This window comes from Gluconobacter potus, assembly GCF_015244705.1.
In the GTDB taxonomy this organism is placed as follows: domain Bacteria; phylum Pseudomonadota; class Alphaproteobacteria; order Acetobacterales; family Acetobacteraceae; genus Gluconobacter; species Gluconobacter potus.
In genome coordinates, this window is sequence record NZ_JABCQF010000003.1 from 276322 (window position 1) to 292461 (window position 16140).

The window sequence follows — 16140 nt, forward strand, 5'->3', positions numbered from 1 at the left end:
ATCCTGAAAAAACCAGCCACGTCCAAAAAACGAAAAGACCGTATGGCCCGGATCAGCGTCCCCGGCCACGCTTCTTCTTCGCCGGATCGTAACCGCCCCCACCAGGTCCCAGCGGCACAGGCGTTTTCGGAGCCTTCCGCGCGCCCGGCCGCCCGGCGGTCGAGTTCGCAATCGGCGGCGGCTCCAGCCCCATATCGATCGCTTCCAGACGTTTGACCTCGTCGCGCAGCCGCGCCGCCTGCTCGAAGTCCAGATTGGCCGCAGCCTCCCGCATCCGCTTTTCCAGATCCTGGATCGTGGCCGGCAGGGACTTGCCAACAAACTGCTCCGTATCGCCAGATCCATCCGGCGCCACGGTCACATAATCCTGCTCGAACACCGAAGACAGCGCATCGCCAATCTTCGAACGCACCGTCATCGGCGTAATCCCGTGCGCCTCGTTCCATTCCGTCTGCTTGGCCCGACGCCGCGCCGTTTCCTCGATCGCGTATTTCAGACTGTCCGTCATCTTGTCCGCATACAGCAGCACGCGCCCATCGACATTACGCGCCGCACGTCCGATCGTCTGGATCAGCGACGTCCGCGAGCGCAGGAACCCTTCCTTGTCCGCATCAAGAATGGCCACGACCGAACATTCCGGAATATCCAGCCCCTCACGAAGCAGGTTGATCCCCACCAGCACGTCAAACGCCCCGAGCCGCAGATCACGAATGATCTCGATCCGCTCCAGCGTATCCACATCCGAATGCAGATACCGAACCTTGACGCCCGCTTCGCCGAGATAGTCCGTCAGATCCTCGGCCATCCGCTTGGTCAGCGTCGTCACCAGTACGCGACCGCCCTTGCTGATCGCGTCCCGACATTCATGCAGCAGATCATCCACCTGCCCCTCGACCGGCCGCACATCCGTCACCGGATCAATCAGCCCCGTCGGCCGGATGATCTGCTCAGCAAACACACCGCCCGTCTGCTCCATTTCCCACGGTCCCGGGGTCGCGGAGACAAAGATCGACTGCGGCCGAAACGCATTCCACTCCCCGAAGGCCAGCGGGCGGTTATCGATGCAGGACGGCAGACGGAATCCATAATCCGACAGCACGCTTTTCCGCGCCCTGTCCCCACGCTCCATCCCGCCAATCTGCGGCACCGTGACGTGACTTTCATCAACGATCAGCAGCGCATCTTCCGGCAGATATTCAAACAGCGTCGGCGGTGGATCCCCCGGCCCACGCCCCGACAGATAGCGCGAGTAGTTCTCGATCCCCTTGCACGCCCCGGTCGTCTCGATCATTTCCAGATCGAACGTGGTCCGCTGCGACAGACGCTCCGCCTCCAGCAGTTTGCCCTCTTCGGTAAACTGCGTCAGCCGCCCGCGAAGCTCGTTCTTGATTCCGATCATCGCCTGATTGAGCGTCGGTCGCGGCGTCACATAATGCGAATTCGCATAAACGCTGATTTCCGCCAGATCCGCCGTCTTGTTCCCGGTCAGCGGATCGAACTCCACGATCTGGTCGATCTCGTCACCAAACAGCGACACCCGCCAGGCCCGGTCCTCGTTCTGCACCGGGAAAATATCGATCTGCTCGCCCCGAACCCGGAACGTCCCGCGCTCGAACGCCGCATCATTGCGCCGGTACTGCAACTCCACCAGCGCCTTGATCAGCCGGTCGCGGTCAATCGACCCGCCAACCTCAAGCCGCACCACCATCTTCGAATATGTCTCAACCGACCCGATACCGTAAATGCACGACACGGACGCCACGATGATCACGTCATTACGCTCCAGCAGCGCCTGCGTGGCGGCATGGCGCATCCGGTCGATCTGCTCGTTGATCTGGCTGTCCTTCTCGATATACGTATCCGACCGCGGCACATACGCCTCCGGCTGGTAGTAATCGTAATAGGACACGAAATACTCGACCGCATTATCCGGGAAGAACTGCTTCATCTCCCCATAAAGCTGCGCCGCCAGCGTCTTGTTCGGCGCGAGGATCAGCGTCGGCTTCTGCGTCGCCTCGATCACCTTCGCCATGCTGAACGTCTTGCCCGAGCCCGTAACGCCCAGCAGAACCTGGTCCCGCTCCCCGCCTTCGACGCCCTGCACAAGCTCCGCAATCGCCGTCGGCTGATCGCCCGCCGGCTCGTAATCCGATTTGACAACGAATTTGCGCGTCTTCGCCTTCGCAGGCTGCCGCTCCGGCAGGAACTGGGTCAACGGCATTGCGGTCGCATTACGGACGGACGAGGATTCTTTTATGGCCATCATGCCAAGATGGGAAAGCGCATCACGGACAGCAAGAGCTTTCCCCGCCCTCTCCCATAAAGACAGCATTCCGCCTGCGTATCTTTATGACATTTTATTGCTGAAAGGGATGGAGGGACTCGCGACCCGGCGGTATCAACACTCCCGTATCTTTGAAGGAAGAACCGTCATGGACGTCCAGACGATCGAGCAGACCTACAACCAGCTCCAGCAACAGGCCCAGCAGTCCGCCCAGGCCCTTCAGGCCCTGGGGTCCAAGATGCAGGCCGCCGCCCAGGGTGGCGACATGCAGGCCCGCGAATGGTCCCTCGACCTGCGCGAACTCGCCCTCGCCTTCCAGGCCGAACAGCAGCAGGTCACGAACCTCCTGCAACAGCTCCACGCGGCCCTCGCCAACGCCCAGCAGGATTACGGCAGCCAGACCACCTATCAGGCCCCGACCCAGCAGGCCCCCGTCCAGCCGGTACCGGACAACAATTTCGTCTCGAACATCCTCAATTCCGGCTTTGCCCGCTCCGTCGAAGCCGGCGCCGGCTTCAGCATCGGCAACGACCTGATCAAGGAAATCTTCTGATTTTTCAGGATGTTTCAGCGCTGAATTTTTCCGGTACCCCCGCCTGGTAAAACCCACAACACCCTCTCCAGACCCGACCACCCGTCGGGTCAAGTCCTCTTCCTGTTCCGGACCTCATACGACAAAAATCCGTTGCGACCCGAACCCGCCTTTTGACAAGACTTCAAGAAATCATATACGAAAATATAACGATTTCAGAGGAAGGTTACTCCTGATTTCGTGGAATATATTAAAATTATTTCACAAAATCCGCATCAATAACTCTTCAAAAAAAATCATCTCTCCCAAATACAGTCTGCATATTTATATAAACATAAAGAAGCCTCCTCTTTATTATCAAAAAAAACCATGCAAAGAGGTGATGTATTAATGAAACAGAACACCCAAAATACACAAATTCGCTAACAAATATGTTGTTCCGTTGCATTTTTATGACGTAGCGTGACGCACAGGATTTACATCGACAAGAATTAGGACCAGCCCGTGCAGTCAGACCTGGGACGATACCTGTTATCCGGCGTTGCGTTGATCGGCCTTCTGATCAGCCCTGCCCACGCCGAAACCACCGACCACGCCGACCATAAAACACGTCCGCATCGTTCGAATCATATCCGCACTGCGTCCCCCGCCCACCGGCCGCTTCCCTCCCCCCGCAAGCACACGGAAGTCAAATCCGGCTCCGAATCCATGACCGTTCATGTGCGCCGCAGAGGCTCCCACAGCGCGGAGGAAGTCGTGTCGCGCGAAACGATGGACCACTTCGTCGCCGGCACCAGCCCGATGCAGATTCTCGCCCTGACGACACCGGGCGCGAACTTCGCATCCGATGACGCCTTCGGTCTCGATACGGTCGCAAACACCCTGTACGTCCGTGGCTTCAACCAGACCCAGCTCGGCGTCTCGCTCGACGGCATCCCGATGGGCGGCCAGGGCTTCCACAACTGGAACGGCCTCGGAGTCGACCAGATGGAAATCCAGGAAAACATCACCAGCCTGACCATGTCCCAGGGCGCAGGCGCGCTGGATACCCCCTCGGCCCAGACCCTCGGCGGCGCCATCACCTTCACCTCCTCGGACCCGTCCGACAAGGCAGGCGGCCAGATCAGCCAGCTCTTCGGCAGCTATAACGGTTTCAGGACCTATGGCCGGGTAGACAGCGGCAAGCTGAACTCCAGCGGCACGAAGTTCTATGCCGCCTATGCCCGCACCGATCAGGATCTGTGGAAAGGCTATGGCGACCAGCAGGAACAGCAGGCCAATTTCAAACTGGTCCAGCCCGTCGGCGACCGCGGCAAGATCACGGCCGTCTTCGACTACTCGAACTTCGAGCAGTACAACTATCTCGGCCTGACCAAGAACATGTGGCAGAAGATGGGACGCAACACGACCTATCTGAAACCCAATTACGAACTCGCCAAGCAGTACGCCTATTACGCCCAGAACGGCGGCGTCCCCGCCGGGCTCGAAGGTGTGCTCTCCAATGACGAAATCGGCGATTACGCCTATGACGGCACCCAGACCCAGAGAAACTATCTCTCGGCCATCACGGGTGAATTCCAGCTTTTCCCGAACGTCACGTCCAAAACGATCGCCTACGCGCATGTCTCGAACGGCGATTACAGCGCAACCAACCCGTTTCTGACCTCGCCGACCTCACAGGTCCCGATGGCCATGGAAACCGGCCATCCTGACGTCCGCCGTCTGGGCTTCGTCCAGAACTTCGACATCCATGCAGGCCACAACAACGACATCAAGACCGGCATCTGGTACGAAAACGACCGCTTCAACTACCCGATGATGATGTACGAAGACGGCGTCAACACGCCGCATTCCTCCATCGCCGACTTCAAGAACGGCACCACCTGGTGGTCGGACTCCTTCAACACCAACACGTTCCAGTTCTACCTGCAGGACACTTACCAGATCATTCCGGGCATGACCGTTGAAGCAGGCTTCCGCTCCCTGCTGCAGACAACCCACGGCGGGACCAGCGTCGACAATACAGCCTCACTTTCCGACTGGGGCGTCTATTACAGCCATCCCGCCTCCGGCAGCCTGACCGCAGCCAATGCGTTCCTTCCGCATTTCAACTTTGACTACCACTTCCTCAATCAGCACGAAGTCTATTTCGACATTGCCGAAAACATGCGCGCCTATGACTACTCGGCCCAGAGTTCCAGTGGCTCCGCATGGTCAGGTCTTGGGAGCGCATCCAACCCCGCACAGACCGTCTTTGACGAAAACAAGAAATCCCTGCGCCCCGAGCGGACCTGGAACTATGTGGTCGGCTACCGCTTCAACTCCCACTTCTTCTCTGGAAGCGCGGACTTCTACCATACCGATTATTACAACCGCCTCGCAGCCATCACGAGCGGCTCAACGGGCAACACCTACAGTTCGTTCATGAATGTGGGTCGTGAAACCATGAACGGCGCAGACGTCGCAGGCACGCTCCGCCCCCTGCCCGGTCTGGCCATCACCAACAGCTTCAGCTGGAACGACGCCACCTATGAAGACACGCACCTGCCCTATAACGGCGGTTACGTGAGCATCAAGGGCAAGCATCAGGTCTACTACCCGAAGTTCATGTACAAAGCTGACGTGAGCTACACCTGGCACCACGCAACCTTCAACTTCAACACGACGTACACAAGCGCGCGTCAGATGACCTACACCAACGATGAGCAGATTCCGGCCTACTGGACATCAAACCTCAACGTTGCCTACGATTTCGGCAAGGTCGGTTTCGCCCAGAAGCTGAAGACCTCCTTCGGAATTACCAACCTCTACAACCAGAACTATATCGGCGGCGTCTATGGCGCAGCCTCGGTCGCTGGTGACGACAACGCAAACCTGTTCGTCGCAGCCCCGCGCGAGTTCTTCGGAACGATCGCAGCCCAGTTCTGATCCGAACTCCACGATCCGGTACCCCTCAGGGGCGCCGGATCCGGCCGGCCGGTCAGCCCCTCACATAACGACAAAACATATCACATACATATTGTGATATTATGTTTACATCTCCGTTATATATACTCATGATAATGTTATATTTAACATAAGCGCAGACATGCCATTCATCGCACTGATCAATCCTGATCCAAGGATTCCAGTACGATGGACACCCGATCACCTCGTCTTTCCTTCTGCGGCGACATGGCGCTTCCCACAAGCGGAGACGCCCTCCAATGAACAGCGCGCCCCGCATCCTTCCAATGATCATCGGACTTCTCGGCGCCCTCATGGCCGCCTTCCTGATCATCGAAGGCCTCCACCTCATCATCCTCGGCGGCTCGTGGTTCTACACCCTCGCCGGCATCGCGCTGGCGGCCAGCAGCGTCTACATGATCCGTCGCAACATCCTCTCGACATGGATCGCCCTCGGCCTCCTGCTCGCCACCGTTCTGTGGTCGCTCGCCGAAGTCGGCACCAGCTTCTGGCCCAGCTTCTCCCGCCTGATCGTGTTCCTGTGCGTCGCCCTGATCGCGACCCTCATGGCGCCCTGGCTCAGCGGCCCCGGCCGGCGCTACTTCACCCGCCCCGTCACAGGCGCCACCTCCGGCGCTCTCGGCGCCATCATCGTGGCCTTCCTCGCCGGCATGTTCCAGGTCCACCCGACCATCGCCCCGCAGGACACCACCCACCCGCAGGACACGGCGTCCGCAAACGAACCTGATCAGACCGGCCATGACTGGCCCGCCTATGGCCGCACGGCGTCCGGCACGCGCTACGCCAGCTTCACGCAGATCAACCGCGACAATGTCAGCAAGCTCCGCGTCGCCTGGACCTACCGCACCGGCGACATGGCGCTGAACGGCGCCGAGTTCCAGGGCACCCCCATCAAGATCGGCGACACGGTTTATATCTGCTCACCCCACAACATCGTCTCGGCCCTCGACCCCGACACCGGCACGGAAAAGTGGAAGTTCGACCCCCACGCCCAGACAAAAGTCTGGCAGCGCTGCCGCGGCGTCGGCTACTGGCATGACAGCACGACCACGGACGCCAACGCGCCCTGCGCCTCGCGCATCGTCCTCACCACGATCGACGCCCGCCTCATCACCATCGACGCCCGCACCGGCCAGGCCTGCACGGACTTCGGAACGAACGGCAACGTCAATCTCCTGACCGGCCTCGGCCCGACAGCTCCCGGCTCCTACTACCCGACCGCCGCCCCCCTCGTGGCCGGTGACATCGTGGTCGTCGGCGGACGCATCGCCGATAACGAGCGCACTGGCGAACCCTCCGGCGTTGTGCGCGGCTATGATGTCCGCACGGGCGCACAGGTCTGGGCCTGGGACGCCACCAACCCGCATCGCGGCACCACACCGCTGGCTGACGGCGAGATCTACCCCGCCGAAACCCCCAACATGTGGGGCACCGCCAGCTACGATCCCAAACTCAACCTCGTGTTCTTCCCGCTCGGCAACCAGACTCCCGATTTCTGGGGCGGCGACCGCAGCAAGGCCTCGGATGAATACAACGACGCCTTCGTCGCCGTGGACGCCAAGACCGGCGACGAACGCTGGCACTTCCGCACCGCCAACCACGACCTCGTGGACTACGACGCCACCGCCCAGCCCATCCTGTACGACATTCCGGACGGCCATGGCGGCACCCGCCCGGCGATCATCGCCATGACCAAGCGCGGCCAGATCTTCGTGCTCGACCGCCGCGACGGCACCCCGATCGTCCCCGTGGAAATGCGCAAAGTCCCGCAGGACGGCGCACCGGAACACCAGTACCTCGCCCCCGAACAGCCCTATTCCGCCCTCTCCATCGGAACAGAGCGCCTGAAACCCAGCGACATGTGGGGCGGCACGATCTTCGACCAGCTCCTGTGCCGCATCCAGTTCGCCTCCTACCGCTATGAAGGCGAGTTCACCCCCGTCAACGAAAAGCAGGCCACCATCATCTATCCGGGCTATTACGGCGGCATCAACTGGGGCGGCGGCGCCGTGGATGAAAGCACCGGAACGCTGCTGGTCAACGACATCCGCATGGCCCAGTGGGGCAAGTTCATGAAGCAGGAAGAAGCCCGTCGCAGCGGCTTCAAACCCAGCTCGGAAGGTGAATATTCCGAACAGAAAGGCACCCCCTGGGGCGTCGTCCGCTCGATGTTCTTCTCCCCCGCCGGTCTTCCCTGCGTAAAACCGCCCTATGGCACGATGAACGCCATCGACCTGCGCAGCGGCAAGGTCAAATGGAGCATGCCACTCGGCACGATCCAGGACATGCCCATCCACGGCATGGTCCCCGGCCTCGCCATTCCGCTCGGAATGCCGACCATGAGTGGCCCGCTGGCCACGCATACCGGCCTGGTGTTCTTCTCCGGCACGCTCGACAACTACGTCCGCGCGCTCAACACCGACACCGGCGAAGTCGTCTGGAAAGCCCGTCTCCCCGTCGCGTCACAGGCCGCTCCCATGAGCTACATGTCCGACAAGACCGGCAAACAGTACATCGTCGTCACCGCAGGCGGCCTGACCCGCTCCGGCGTCGACAAAAACCGCGGCGATTACGTCATCGCCTACGCCCTCCCCTCCGAAGAATAAGAGCACAGCAACAAGAAAAGGGGCGCTTCCCACAAAGGAAGCGCCCCTTTTTCATGGCCTCAAACCCCATCGAACCCGGCAGGCACCTCTGCGAACATCCTGAGCGCTTCGACACCCATACTCCCAAAACTCAAAATATAATTCTTGAGAGACAATCGGTTACTTAAGAAAGGAAACATGTATCCGAATAATTCAAAACGAATCCAAAAGGAAACATGTAAGTATATTTTATTTCATCATCAAACTGTAATAACAAAAATAAATCGTCCGTGATAACTGCATTTCCGGGAAGTGCTCATACAGGGCCATCATAACCAGCCATCTTCCAAGGATTTATCACGACGATGAGATCTCGTTACTATCTCTGCGCCACGACCGCTCTGGCCTTAAGCGTTTCCTCCGCTTTCGCCCAGTCTGCCGTCGCGCCACAGTCCAAGAGCCACCGTCACACACAAACCCATAAATCCGCTGCACCAAAAGAAGATGGCCCGTCCATGATGGGCTCCACCTCGCCAACAGATGAAGCCCGATCCGAAACCGTCCGTGTCCAAGGCAGCCGCCGGTCATCGCCCGGCGCAGGTCTGATGGTTCACGAAGATGCGGCAAAATCCCGCTCGACCGTGACACAGGACTTCATTTCCAAACAGACGCCAGGCGTCAACCCGATGCAGCTCATTGCAATGCTGCCAGGTGTGAACACCACCTCCGTCGATCCACTCGGCCTCAATGGCGGCAACATGACCATGCGCGGCCTGAATGCCAGCCAGATCGGCTTCACGCTGGAAGGTTTCCCGATCAACGACATCGGAAACTACGCCGTCTATCCGCAGGAAATCGTAGACTCCGAGAACCTCCGCTCCATCAATGTCGAGCAGGGCTCCGCAGATCTGGACAGCCCGCATATCAGCGCATCCGGCGGTGCCGTGAACATGTATCTGCTCGATCCGAAGGACCATTTCGGCGGCCATCTGGATGGAACATACGGCAGTTACAATTCCCGTCGCATTTTCGGACGCATGGACACGGGAAAGATCGGCAACACCAACCTCAAGGGCTACGTATCCTTCTCCGCAGCCCATGAAGATTCATGGCGTGGCCCCGGCTCCCAGCGAAAGCTGCACGGCGAAACGAAATGGGTCAATGAATGGGGTCAGGGCAACCGGATTTCCCTCGCAATTGTCGGCAACCAGAGCAACAGCACCCTCTTCCCGTCCATGTCGCTGGCAAACTGGAAGAAATACGGCGTCAACTATACCTATACCGGCAAGTGGAACCCCAGCAGCCCCAGTACCAATTACTACAAGCTGCACCAGAACCCCTTTACAAACATCTATGCCAGCGCCCCTTCGACATTCACACTGACCGACCACCTGACCCTCACGGAAACACCCTATTTCTGGTACGGCAACGGTAACGGCGGCGGCGCCTACAGCGAAAGCCTGTCCAGCCAGCAGTACGGGGCCCAAACGCTCTCTGCTTCCATCGGACAGTATAATTCATCCAATACGAAGAGCCTTCTGGTCTATAATCCCTCCAACACACAGACCTATCGCCCCGGCGCCGTCACCAAACTGGCTCTGCATACGGGTGCAAACCGCCTGATGATCGGCTACTGGTTCGAGTACTCCAAGCAGCTCCAGACCAGCCCCTACAGCCTCGTCAACATGGCAACAGGCACCCCGCTGGACGTCTATGGCGGCGGGACGAACATGGTCCTCTCCAACGGCGTCACGGCTGAATATCGTGACACCCTCACCCAGACCCGTATCCACACCCTGTTCATCGATGACAGCCTCTCGCTGCTGAATAATCACCTGACGCTCGAGGCCGGACTGAAATACGCGATGGTCGCCAGACAGGGTCACAACTTCCTGCCAGATACCTCCACCGGCCCCTATATCAACGGAAGCTGGAACGAGCCTCTCCCCGCCGCATCCATCCGCTACAAGCTGAACAACGAAATCCAGCTCTTCGCATCGGGAACAACCAATTTCCGTATCCCGATGAACACGGCGCTCTACGACGCTGGTACATACACGTCCGGCTCAGGCTACAGCACCAAGGCCAACACCAACATGAAACCGGAAATCTCGATTTCCGAAGAGGCCGGCATCCGCTATCAGGGCGCCCTCTTCAATGGAACATTGAGCTATTTCCACTACAATTTCACCAACCGCCTCTATTCCGAGACCGTCGTACAGTCTAACGGGGCCTACTACTCCACGAGCGTCAACGGTGGCAGCTCCCATGCCGATGGCGTCGATTTCGAAATCGGAACGCGCCCCATCCTGTACCACCTCCGCCCCTATATTTCCGCGGAATATATTGACGCCCGAACCGACAGCAACGTCGCCGCTGGCGGCAGCACCAATGATTATGTCCACAGTAAAGGAAAGTTCGCTCCCCAGACCGCAAAGGTTCAGGTGGCTTTCAACCTGGATTATGACGACGGCGCATTCTTCAGCGGCTTCGGACTGAAATATGTCGGCAAGCAGTACGCCACCTTCAATAACGACACCTCCATCCCGGGCTACGTCACGATGGATGTCCATGCAGGCTACCGCTTCCGGAACTATGGCGTCCTGAAGAACCCTGTTCTCAAGCTCAACATCCAGAACATCACGAACAATCACTATCTTGGCTTCGTGAACGGAACCGCCTCAAACGGCAAAGCAACAACCGGCGTCTTCGGCTCCGCCATCGCCGCAGGAAGCACGACTTATTACGTCGCTTCACCTTTCTTCGTCGGCGGCAGCGCAAGCGTGGATTTCTGAAGGCTTCGTGGCAGATCAAGCGCCACCCCAAGCCATGACCCAAAAAAAGGGGCGCTTCCCGCAAAGGAAGCGCCCCTTTTTCACGACTTCAAACCCTCAGAGCGAAGACAGCGCCGGTGGCACCTTCGCCTTGGCCAGAGCCTCCTGCTGACGCTGGGCCAGCACGTTCACGTCGAAGCCCTCGATCAGCTCCTCGAACATCCGGTGCCAGTTCAGCCGCGCCTCCAGACGCAGGAACGCACTCCCCAGCCCGATCGCCGAACGGTCCATCAGCACGAACTCACGCGGCAGCTTCACACCGCCCGTCCGCTTCAGTCCGTCATAGACCTTCTCCAGAACCTGCCGCGCCTCAGCCGGATCATTGCTCTCCTGCATGGAGCACACCCGGTCCGTCATCAGCGGCCGGTAGAAGAACCGCGCCCATTCATTCAGAATATTCGCCGTCTCGCGCGAAATGCCCTGGAAGCCCCACTTGCTATACGCATGGAACGCCAGTTCCTCGTTGTTCTCCCGCAGCGCCGTGAACAGATCAATGACCCCTTCCACAAAGCGCGGCGAAAAGATCCGAACAGCCCCGAAATCCAGCAGATTCAGGCCATAATCGTCCCGCACGGTGAAATTGCCCATATGCGGGTCACCGTGAATGACACCATAGCGATAAACCGGCGTGTACCAGGCCTTGAACAGCGCCGTCGCCATCGCGTTCCGGTCTTCCTGGGGCAGGTTCTCGCCCAGGACGGTCCGCATGCTGCGTCCGCTCACCCAGTCCATCGTCAGCAGCCGCCCCGTGGACAGAGCCTCAACCGGAGCTGGCACCGTCACTTCGGGCGTATTCGCGAGCATGTCCCGATACAGCCGCAAATGACTCGCCTCACGCCGGTAATCCAGCTCTTCGCGCAGACGGTCCGCCAGCTCGGTATAAACCTCGTCCTGACGGATCGCCGTCTCGAACTGCCGGTAAATCCCCAGCGCCGCCCGGAACTGCCGCAGATCCGAATCCACGGCCGCCTGCATGTCCGGATACTGCAGCTTGCACGCCACTTCGCGCCCGTCCGCCAGACGCGCCCGATGCACCTGCCCAAGCGATGCCGCCGCCACGGCCTCATGACTGAAGGAGCGGAAATGCTTTTCCCATCCAGCGCCAAGCTCGGCCTGCATGCGACGGCGCACGAAGCTCCAGCCCATCGGCGGCGCATTGGACTGCAGATGCGCAAGCTCTTCCGCATATTCGTCAGGCAGAGCGCCAGGAATGGTCGAAAGGAGCTGGGCCGCCTTCATCAACGGCCCCTTGAGGTTTCCCAACGCCGACTTCAGGCCCTCTGCATGAACGCCCTTGTCCGTCTTGAAGCCCAGACGGCTGCCCGCCATCCGCGCCGCAATGCCGCCGACCGCGCCGGAGGTCCGCGCCATGCGACGCAGCTCCCCCATGAGGCCGGTGTTGTCGAGATCCCTCGCCATGATGCTCCTCAGTCCTCCTGCTCGAGCTGATCGATCAGCCCCGAGATCACATCCAGTCCTTTACGCCAGAAACCCGGATCTGTCGCATCAAGTCCGAACGGCGCGAGCAGCTCCTTGTGACGCAGCGTCCCGCCCGCTTCGAGCATGGTCCGGTATTTCGCAGCAAAACCCTCTGGTTTTTCCTGATAAACGCCATAAAGCGCATTCACCAGACAATCCCCGAAAGCATACGCATAAACATAGAACGGGGAATGCACGAAATGCGGGATATAAGACCAGTAGAGGTCATAATCCGGTGTGAAATGGAAGGCCGGCCCCAGACTCCGGACCTGAACCTCACGCCAGATTTCCCCCAGACGCTCCGGCGAAAGCTCACCCTTCGCCCGCTCGTCATGGACCTTCACTTCAAACTGATAGAACGCGATCTGCCGGACCACCGTATTCAGCATGTCCTCGACTTTCGCCGCCAGCATGTGACGACGGCGCTTCGGATCGCTCTCCGCATCCAGCAGCGACTGGAACGTCAGCATCTCGCCAAACACGGACGCCGTCTCCGCCAGCGTCAGCGGCGTATCGGCATTCAGATAACCCTGCTTCTGCCCCGCCAGCGTCTGATGCACGCCATGCCCCAGCTCATGGGCCAGCGTCATGACGTCACGCGGCTGCCCGCGATAGTTCATCAGAATATACGGATGCACTGACGGCACGCAGGAATGGGAGAACGCCCCCGAAGACTTGCCCGCCACGGGTGCCGCATCAATCCAGGGATGCGTCAGGAACCGGTTCACGATCTCGCCCAGACCCGGATCAAACCCGGCATAGGCCGTCCGCACGATCTCCTTGCCCTGCTCCCAGTCGATCTGGCGCGCCTCCACACCCGGAAGCGGCGCATTGCGGTCCCAGTGCTCCAGCTTCTCAAGCCCGAGCCACTTCGCCTTGAGCGCATAATACCGGTGCGCCAGCCGCGGATAGGCCTCGTCCACTGCGCCCACCAGCGCATCAACAACCTCGTCCTCGACCATATTCGCCAGATTGCGCGCACTGGTAGGGCGCGGATAACCCCGCAGCTTGTCCCCGATCGCCTTGTCCTTGGCGAGCGTGTTGGTGATCATCGTGAGCAGCCGCGAGTTCTCACCCAGCACTGCGCTGATCTGCTGCGCCGCAGCCTCGCGCTTCGCACGGTCCGTGTTCGTCAGCAGATTGAACGCATCACCCAGCGGCTTTTCCTCACCGTCGATCGTGACACTCAGCGTCGCCATCGTCTCGTCAAACAGCCGGTTCCAGGCATTCCGCCCCGTCACCGACTTGTCCATCAGCACCTGCTCGACCTCGTCGGAGAGCTGATACGGCCGGTACATCCGCAGATCCCGCAGATACGGATCCCATTTGCGCATTTCCTGCGCCTCGCAGATCCGCGCCAGCACTTCGTCCGGAATCCGGTTCAACTCCAGCGTGAAGAACATCAGATGGGAGGCCACCTCCGTCATCCGCTCCTGCACACCCTGCGCAAACCGCCCCCAGACCGGATCGGTCGTATGCGCTGCAAAGCCAAGACTGGAGAAAGACCCGATCTTCCCCAGGCCCTCCTCGATCGCCTCATACTCCGCAAACGCCTTCGCAAGCTCCGCGCCCGTCAGCGTCTCCAGACGCCCCTTGTACGTTTCGCAGAAACTCCGCGCCGCCCCGGCCCAGCGGTCAAAATCCGACGCCAGAACCGGATCTTCCGGCGAGGCATAGAGGTCAGAGAGATCCCAGCGGGGAGGCATCTGCTCCCCGGAGGACGAATTCGGCGTGCCGTCAGCGGCAGAAAAGAGCATGGTCATATCCCGACCTTAGAGCCACAATCCCCGCCGTCAAACGGGATGTTGATGACAAAACCGTAGTGTAAAACCGCCGCAAAGCCCGCAACCCCGGATCTTCCGCCACTTCATGCAAATATACCCCCCCCAGGCATCAGAGACACTGACATCGTTTGAAAACCTGAAGGCGCGAATCGCAGGCCCTGATCTGGTGCGCACGGTCGCCATCCTCGATGTCCTGATCTGCCATGACGGAATCCTGTTCTCGTCCTGGTGGCACCACAGCCTCCCCTTCCATCTGGCGGTGCTCGGCTTCTACGGCGTGATGCTGTTCTTCGTCCTCAGCGGCTTCCTGATCGGCACGATCATGCTGGACCTGCTGGAACGCGGAACCTCCCTGAAAGGCTGGGGCATCTTCCTGCTCCGCCGCTGGCTGCGCACGCTCCCCGCCTATTATTTCTGGCTGTTCGCCCTGCTCATCCCACTTGCTTATTTCGGCCCCTACGGCGTGCCATGGGACGAAGCCCGGCACGCCCTGCCCTGGTTCCTGACCCTGACGCAGAATCTCGGCTGGCCCATGGTCTCGAACTGGTACGGCGTCACATGGTCGCTCTGCGTGGAGGAATGGTTCTACATCGCCTTCCCCGCCCTGCTGCTCACGCTCCTCGCCTGCCGGATCAAACCCGCCACAGCCTTCGGAACCACACTCGCAGCCTTTTTCATCGTCCCGCTCTGCTGGCGCCTGTCGCTCCCCACGGACGTCAACTGGGACGAAGTCACCAGCAAGATCGTCCCCTGCCGCTTCGACTCGATTGCATGGGGCATCGCCGCCGCCTGGCTCTACCGGTGCAAACCCGATCTCACCCGCTACAGCACACTGCTCGCCGCCGCAGGCACCGCGATCGTGCTCACCGTCTGGTGGCGCAATACCGGAGATGGTGCGCTCTGGTCCCCGCGCTTCGGCGCCATGGCTTCATTTGATGTCACGGGGCTGGGCTATGCGCTCTGCATGCCCGCCATGATGCGCCTGCGAACCCTGCCGCCCCTGATCGGTCCGGCAGTCCGCAGCATCAGCACCCACAGCTACGGGCTCTATCTGTGCCATCTCCCGCTGGTGATGATGGCTGGCGACCTTCAGGCCCGCTACGGCCTCGGCCGCAGACATGCCGTGATCTTCACGATCCTCACCACGATCGGTGGCGCGATCATTTCATGGCGCCTCGTGGAACGCCCCTGCCTGAAGCTCCGCCCCGGTCAGCCTCTTCCATAACCAGCGCAGAGCAATAGCCCTATCGAAAAAATCCTGAGTTCAGACTTTCATTGAACCAAGACCAACAACAGGATTACCATCCTGCATTTTTACTGTATTCCTGAATATAATTATAAATCTTATCTTTTGTAATTCCGAAATCACATGTTTCATAGTCGATGTGCTTTTTGTAGGTAGAATAAATGCCAAGAGCCATTTCTCCATGAAGAATACAATTATGTATAATTTGATAATCATGGTCAGAAAATATATTTGTATACTCTTTTTTATCCCATCTCATAAAGGAAGATACCTTCTTTGCCATTGATAATATTTCATTAGACTGAAATATTATCAATGCTGCCATTTCAATGCTATCAAAAAATTCAAGAACTGTTGCGATGAGATAGCTCCTCAGCGAAGCCATCTCATCATAAGTCAACGTCAGATCACCGACAGTATCGACCATCT

Annotated in this window: 9 protein-coding genes; 5 read left to right on the plus strand and 4 right to left on the minus strand. The window is 59.3% G+C overall.

All coding sequences use genetic code 11. The features are described from left to right. Window positions 1-52: 52 nt before the first annotated feature. Window positions 53-2263, minus strand: coding sequence for an excinuclease ABC subunit UvrB (uvrB, locus tag HKD31_RS07680; protein ID WP_370543903.1), 2211 nt, complete (start codon window positions 2261-2263; stop codon window positions 53-55). A gap of 169 nt (window positions 2264-2432) precedes the next feature. Between uvrB and HKD31_RS07685 the strand changes: the two genes are divergently transcribed. The 4 genes from HKD31_RS07685 to HKD31_RS07700 all read left to right on the plus strand — a co-directional run bounded on the left by HKD31_RS07685 (window position 2433) and on the right by HKD31_RS07700 (window position 11163). Continuing rightward, window positions 2433-2837 (plus strand): hypothetical protein, encoded by a 405-nt coding sequence (locus HKD31_RS07685; RefSeq protein ID WP_024717091.1) that lies wholly within the window; start codon window positions 2433-2435, stop codon window positions 2835-2837. Between the two features lie 687 nt (window positions 2838-3524). Continuing rightward, on the plus strand, window positions 3525-5744 hold the full coding sequence (locus HKD31_RS07690; RefSeq protein ID WP_228120363.1) for a TonB-dependent receptor family protein: 2220 nt from the start codon (window positions 3525-3527) through the stop codon (window positions 5742-5744). A 278-nt stretch (window positions 5745-6022) separates the two neighbouring features. Next, window positions 6023-8389 (plus strand): glucose/quinate/shikimate family membrane-bound PQQ-dependent dehydrogenase, encoded by a 2367-nt coding sequence (locus HKD31_RS07695; RefSeq protein WP_194264702.1) that lies wholly within the window; start codon window positions 6023-6025, stop codon window positions 8387-8389. Window positions 8390-8733: 344 nt separating this feature from the next. After that, window positions 8734-11163 (plus strand): TonB-dependent receptor, encoded by a 2430-nt coding sequence (locus HKD31_RS07700; RefSeq protein ID WP_194264701.1) that lies wholly within the window; start codon window positions 8734-8736, stop codon window positions 11161-11163. 96 nt (window positions 11164-11259) lie between these two features. Here HKD31_RS07700 and HKD31_RS07705 read toward each other — a convergent pair whose 3' ends face one another. Both HKD31_RS07705 and HKD31_RS07710 read right to left on the minus strand, forming a co-directional pair. Beyond that, window positions 11260-12621, minus strand: a complete 1362-nt coding sequence (locus HKD31_RS07705; protein WP_194264700.1) for an ABC1 kinase family protein — start codon at window positions 12619-12621, stop codon at window positions 11260-11262. Window positions 12622-12629: 8 nt separating this feature from the next. After that, window positions 12630-14438, minus strand: a complete 1809-nt coding sequence (locus tag HKD31_RS07710) for a M3 family oligoendopeptidase (RefSeq protein WP_194264699.1) — start codon at window positions 14436-14438, stop codon at window positions 12630-12632. Window positions 14439-14550: 112 nt separating this feature from the next. On the opposite strand from HKD31_RS07710, the gene HKD31_RS07715 reads away from it, so the two are divergent. Continuing rightward, window positions 14551-15690 (plus strand): acyltransferase family protein, encoded by a 1140-nt coding sequence (locus HKD31_RS07715; RefSeq protein WP_194264698.1) that lies wholly within the window; start codon window positions 14551-14553, stop codon window positions 15688-15690. 73 nt (window positions 15691-15763) lie between these two features. Here HKD31_RS07715 and HKD31_RS07720 read toward each other — a convergent pair whose 3' ends face one another. Next, window positions 15764-16138 carry a hypothetical protein gene (locus HKD31_RS07720; protein WP_194264697.1) on the minus strand — a complete coding sequence of 125 codons (375 nt, stop codon included), beginning with the start codon at window positions 16136-16138 and terminating at the stop codon, window positions 15764-15766. Between the last annotated feature and the right edge of the window lie 2 nt (window positions 16139-16140).

Coding starts and splice junctions, on each gene's coding strand:
- uvrB (WP_370543903.1), bottom strand. CDS start 2,263: ATGGCCATAAAAGAATCCTCGTCCGTCCGTAATGCGACCGCAATGCCG.
- HKD31_RS07685 (WP_024717091.1), top strand. CDS start 2,433: ATGGACGTCCAGACGATCGAGCAGACCTACAACCAGCTCCAGCAACAG.
- HKD31_RS07690 (WP_228120363.1), top strand. CDS start 3,525: ATGACCGTTCATGTGCGCCGCAGAGGCTCCCACAGCGCGGAGGAAGTC.
- HKD31_RS07695 (WP_194264702.1), top strand. CDS start 6,023: ATGAACAGCGCGCCCCGCATCCTTCCAATGATCATCGGACTTCTCGGC.
- HKD31_RS07700 (WP_194264701.1), top strand. CDS start 8,734: ATGAGATCTCGTTACTATCTCTGCGCCACGACCGCTCTGGCCTTAAGC.
- HKD31_RS07705 (WP_194264700.1), bottom strand. CDS start 12,621: ATGGCGAGGGATCTCGACAACACCGGCCTCATGGGGGAGCTGCGTCGC.
- HKD31_RS07710 (WP_194264699.1), bottom strand. CDS start 14,438: ATGCTCTTTTCTGCCGCTGACGGCACGCCGAATTCGTCCTCCGGGGAG.
- HKD31_RS07715 (WP_194264698.1), top strand. CDS start 14,551: ATGCAAATATACCCCCCCCAGGCATCAGAGACACTGACATCGTTTGAA.
- HKD31_RS07720 (WP_194264697.1), bottom strand. CDS start 16,138: ATGGTCGATACTGTCGGTGATCTGACGTTGACTTATGATGAGATGGCT.